The organism is Variovorax sp. 01T439_2, assembly GCF_056398445.1.
Genome location: NZ_JBFTPJ010000408.1, coordinates 1 through 4,948, shown reverse-complemented (window position 1 = coordinate 4,948; position 4,948 = coordinate 1). Strand labels below are relative to the sequence as shown.

Genomic DNA, 4,948 nt, shown 5'->3' with positions numbered 1-4,948 from the left:
GCCGAAGTCCGCACGCCCAGCTTTCCCAAGACCACCTTCACCGTCGGCACCGTCGGCGGCGGCACCTCGGTGAACACCATTGCGCCCGATGCCCGCATGGCCATCGACATCCGCTCGGACGACATGGCGTCGCTGCTGGAGACCGAAAAGAAGATCCTCGCGGCCATCGACGAAGCGGTGGCCGAGGAGAACAAGCGCTGGAACGTGGCGACGCTGAGCGCCAGCAACAAGCTGATCGGCGACCGGCCGGGCGGGCGCACGCCGTCCGATTCGGTGATCGTGGAAGCGGCTGTGCRCTCGAACACCGCCTTCGGCCACAAGACGCTGCTGCGCGGCGGCAGCACCGACGCCAACGTGCCGATGTCGTACGGCATCCCGGCCATCATCATCGGCGGGGGCGGAAAGTCGACCGGCTTCCATGCCCTGAGCGAAGCGATCGACGTGACAGATGCCTGGAAAGGCGCGCAGAATTCGCTGGTGACAGTGCTGGGTCTGGTCGGCGTGCAAGGGGTAAGCCCCGCATTGCTGCCCAAACGCGCACCGCGTCCCAGGTAATTTGTCACGCTGCGGGCGGAAAAGTAAACAAGCTTGTTCGCCCACGGGCTCTTCGGCTGGGAAAATGCCAGCGGTTCTGTCACACACCAAGGAAACGTCCATGGGAATGCTCGATTCGGTACTCGGCCAGGTTCTCGGGGGCGCCGCCCAACAGCAGCAGCCGCAAGGCGGCGGCATCGGCGGGCTGGGAGACCTGGGGGGGCTTGCCGGCGCGCTGGGCGGCCTGCTGGCCAACAACGGCGGCGCGGGTGGCCTGGGAGGGCTGGTCTCGAAATTCGAGCAGGCCGGCATGGGCGACGTGATCGGCTCCTGGATCGGCAAGGGCGAAAACCAGCCCGTGTCCGGCGGCCAACTGGAGAACGCGCTGGGCAGCRACACCATCGCCAGCATCGCCTCCAAGCTCGGCATCAATGCGCAAACGCTGCTGCCCATGCTGGCCACCATGCTGCCGGCCCTGATCGACCAGCTCACGCCGCACGGCAAGGTGCCGGAGCAGGGCCTGGACAACCCGAACGACCTGCTGGYTACGCTCGGCGGCCTGCTGCAGAACAGGCAGCCTTGAGCGAACTGTTTGCTCATCGGAAATTCCGGCGCCCGCGAGGGCGCTTTTTTTTGGTCCGCCGCAGTTCGGCTGGCGCATCCGGGGCGATTCGCGTAGAACCGCAGCCTTCCATGCCGCAACGCGCCTTCGCCGCCATTTTTCCATGAACCGCAACCTCTGGCTGCTCGCCATCTGCCAGGGCCTGTTCCTGACCAACAACGTCACCTTCATCGCCATCAACGGGCTGGTGGGCCTGAGCATCGCGCCGCGCGGCTGGATGGCCACGCTGCCGGTCATGGGCTACGTGGTGGGCGRTGCGCTCWCCACCGGGCTGGTGGCGCGCACGCAGCAGCGCTTCGGGCGGCGCGGGTCGTTCCAGATCGGGCTGGCGGTGGGGCTGGGCTCGGCCTTGCTGTGCGCGTTCGCGGCCATCTCGAAGAACTTCTGGCTCCTGTGCCTTGCCACGGTGGTGGCGGGCTACTACAACGCCAACGCGAACCTCTATCGCTTCGCGGCCGCCGAACTCGCGGCCCCGGCCTGGCGCGAGAAGGCGGTGTCGCTGGTGATGGCCGGCGGGTTGATCGGCGCGGTGGCGGGGCCCAACCTGGCGGCCGCCACGCGCGAGGCGTTCGCGGTGCCGTTCGCGGGCGCCTACATCGCGCTGGCGGCGGTGGCGCTGCTGTCGATGGCGGTCATGCGCTTCATCGAGTTTCCCGCCACGCTCACGCGCCAGGAGGCGCTGGGCGGACGGCCGCTGTCGCAGATCGTGCGCCAGCCGGTGTTCATCGTGGCGGCCGCGGCAGGCGCGCTGGGCTTTGGCGTGATGAACCTGCTGATGGCCGCCACGCCCATTGCCATGCAGATCTGCAGCCTGCCTTTTTCCGATGCCGCGCTGGTGCTCGAATGGCATGTGATCGGCATGTTCGCGCCGGGCTTCTTCACCGGCCACCTGATCCGCCGCTTCGGCGCGCTGCCGGTGATGGGCGTGGGGCTTGCGCTCAACTTCGGCTGCATCGCCGTTGCGCTGTCGGGCGTGGAGCTGCAGCACTTCCTCGTGGCGCTGTGCCTCTTGGGCGTGGGATGGAATTTCCTGTTCACGGGCAGCACCACGCTCTCGCTCACGGCCTACACCCCGCAAGAGCGCGACCGGGCGCAGGGCGCGCTCAATTTCTGCGTGTTCGCGACGCTCGCGCTGACTTCGTTTGCCTCGGGCGTGCTGGTCACGACGCAGGGCTGGCAGCTGCTGAACTACGGCTCGCTGGTGCCGGTGGCGCTCACGGGCGCAGCGCTGCTGTGGCTTGCGCAGACGCGCCGGCGCGAGGCGGCGGCTGCGAGCGCCTGAAACGCTTCTTCCTTCGTCAGTCCGGCGGAAAGCGCTTGCCGAGCCAGCGCTGCAGCGCGGCGAACACGGGTTCGGCCTCGAGCTCGTTGAATATCTCGTGGTACAGCGTTTCGAAGCACTGCGCTTCGACCATGCCGCCGGGCGCCGCGGCGGCCGCGAAGGCGCGGCTCGCGGCCGGCAGCACCAGCCGGTCGTCGCCCGCATACAGCAGCAGGGTCGGCACCGGCCAATTCGCCGCGGCCTGCTGCACCACCGCCCCTTCGTGCGCCAGAAAGCGCGCGAGCCGGCCGCCGATGCGATCGTGCGTGAGCGGGTCGTCGCGGTAGGCCTGCACCACGGCCCGGTCGTGCGAAAGAAAGTTGTCGTCCAGGCCGTTGCCGACGCGCAGCCCGGGCGCAATGCGCGGCAGCACCGCGAGCAGCGCCTTCTGGAATCCGCTCAGGCCCGGGTCGAGCCCCGGCGAAGACAGCACCAGGCCGTCGACCGGCCGCACACCGCGTGCCACCAGGCTGGCAGCGACCAGCCCGCCCAGGCTGTGGCCGAGCAGCAGCAGCGGCAAGCCGGGGTTCCCGCGGCGCGCATCGTCGATGACCAGCGCGAGGTCTTCGACCAGCCGCAGCTCGCGGGGCAATGCGCCGCGCGCGCCGGACGATCCGCCGTGGCCATGGTGGTCGTGGGTCCACACCGCGAAGCCCCATGCATGCAGGCGCGCCGCGAGCTGGTGATAGCGCCCGGCATGCTCGCCGAGGCCATGCACCAGCACGACGACGCCGCGCGATGCGCCGGCCGCCGGAAGGCGGCGCAGCAGCAGCGTTTCGCCGTCCGGCGTGGGCAGCGAAACCCGCTGCGGCAAAGGCAGCGGCGCCGGCGCCGCCGGGCTCAAGCGGCTGCCGGCTCCGCGGTGGCGGCGCGGTGCGCCGCCGGCAGGGCCGCAATCACCTCGGCCACCGCGGCCGTGAGCTTCTTGGCGTAGGGCACGTGCAGGAATTCATTCGGGCCGTGGGCATTGCTCTTCGGACCCAGCACGCCGCAGACCATCATCTGCGCCTTGGGAAAGCCGGCGCTCAGCATGTTCATCAGCGGGATCGTGCCGCCCTGGCCGATGTAGCCGCAGGATGCGCCGAAATGCGCCTGCGAGGCCTTGTTGAGCGCATCCTCGAACCACGGCGTGATCGTCGGCGCATTCCAGCCGGTGGCACCGCCGCCGCTTTCGAAGGTCACGCGCGCCTGGTAGGGCGCGTTGTCCTCGAGCAGCGCCTTCAGCTGCTGCACCGACTCGGCCGCGTCGACCAGCGGCGGCAGGCGCAGCGACAGCTTGAAGGCGGTGTAGGGGCGCAGCACGTTGCCCGCGTCCTTCAGCGCCGGAAAGCCTTCGGCGCCGGTCACCGACAGCGTGGGCTTCCAGGTACGGTTGAGCAGCGCCTCGACCGGATCGGTGGTGGTCGGCAGCGCGAACATGGTCGAGCCGCCGCAGTCGTAGTGGGCCCACGGAAAGCGCTTGTAGACCTCGTCGCCCAGGATCGCCGCGGTGGCCCTGGCCTGCGCCAGCCGGTCGGCCGGCACTTCGCAGTGGAAGCTCGCGGGCAGCAGCCGTCCGGTGGCGCTGTCCTCGAGGCGGTCGAGCACCTGCCGCATGATCCGGAAGCTCGAGGGCACGAGGCCCGAGGCGTCGCCCGAGTGGATGCCTTCGGTCAGCACCTCGACCTTGAGCGTGCCGCTGGCCATGCCGCGCAGCGAGGTGGTGAGCCACAGCTGGTCGTAGTTGCCGGCGCCGGAGTCCAGGCAGATCACCAGCTCGACGTTGCCCAGCCGCGGGCGCAATGCATCGACGTACGGCAGCAGGTCGTAGGAGCCGCTTTCCTCGCAGGTCTCGATCAGCCCGACGATGCGCGGATGCGCCGCGCCCTGGTTCTTGAGCGCCTGCAGCGCGGCGATGCTGGCATAGACCGCATAGCCGTCGTCGGCGCCGCCGCGGCCGTAGAGCAGGCCGTTCTCGTACTTGGGCGTCCAGGGGCCGAGGTCGTTGCGCCAGCCGGTGAATTCGGGCTGCTTGTCGAGGTGGCCGTACATCAGCACGGTCTCGCCCATATCGGTGCCGCTGGCGGCCACTTCGAAGAACAGCACCGGCGTGCGGCCTTCCAGGCGCACGATCTCGAGCTTCAGGCCCTCGACCTTCTGCGCCTCGACCCAGGCCGCCGCATTGCGCAGCACGGTCTCCAGGTAGCCGTGGGCCGACCAGTCCTTGTCGAAGCCGGGCGACTTGGCAGGGATGGCGATGTAGTCGGTGAGCTGCTTGAGGATGTCGCCGTCCCATTGGGCGCTGACATCGGACAGGGCACGCTCGGCATCGAGCAGGCCGGCGGGCATTTCGCGGTGCAAGGGGGCGTTCATCGGGTTCTCCGCGGCTAAGGAAAAAATCGCATTTTGCGCCCTTGGGCGAGCGCGCGTAGAGTGCGGCGATCTCAACCCGGAGCGCAATGTGAGCAAGGCAGCATCGACTCGGATCAAGG

Annotated in this window: 5 protein-coding genes; 3 read left to right on the top strand and 2 right to left on the bottom strand. The window is 69.2% G+C overall.

Annotation, left to right across the window (positions count from 1 at the left end):
* From AC1DOC_RS18980 to AC1DOC_RS18970, 3 genes are all read left to right on the top strand, one after another.
* Positions 1-555: peptidase dimerization domain-containing protein (locus AC1DOC_RS18980; protein ID WP_478130273.1), on the top strand; the 555-nt coding region annotated here is incomplete at its 5' end.
* A gap of 100 nt (positions 556-655) precedes the next feature.
* Positions 656-1,117 (top strand): YidB family protein, encoded by a 462-nt coding sequence (locus AC1DOC_RS18975; RefSeq protein WP_478130272.1) that lies wholly within the window; start codon positions 656-658, stop codon positions 1,115-1,117.
* A 142-nt stretch (positions 1,118-1,259) separates the two neighbouring features.
* The gene (locus tag AC1DOC_RS18970) at positions 1,260-2,438 is read left to right on the top strand and encodes an MFS transporter (protein ID WP_478130271.1); all 1,179 of its coding nucleotides are present in this window, start codon (positions 1,260-1,262) and stop codon (positions 2,436-2,438) included.
* A 16-nt stretch (positions 2,439-2,454) separates the two neighbouring features.
* Here AC1DOC_RS18970 and AC1DOC_RS18965 read toward each other — a convergent pair whose 3' ends face one another.
* Both AC1DOC_RS18965 and AC1DOC_RS18960 read right to left on the bottom strand, forming a co-directional pair.
* On the bottom strand, positions 2,455-3,321 hold the full coding sequence (locus AC1DOC_RS18965; RefSeq protein WP_436301870.1) for an alpha/beta hydrolase: 867 nt from the start codon (positions 3,319-3,321) through the stop codon (positions 2,455-2,457).
* The gene (locus AC1DOC_RS18960) at positions 3,318-4,829 is read right to left on the bottom strand and encodes a M20 family metallopeptidase (protein ID WP_015868021.1); all 1,512 of its coding nucleotides are present in this window, start codon (positions 4,827-4,829) and stop codon (positions 3,318-3,320) included. Before AC1DOC_RS18960 ends, AC1DOC_RS18965 begins: the two co-directional genes overlap by 4 nt.
* Between the last annotated feature and the right edge of the window lie 119 nt (positions 4,830-4,948).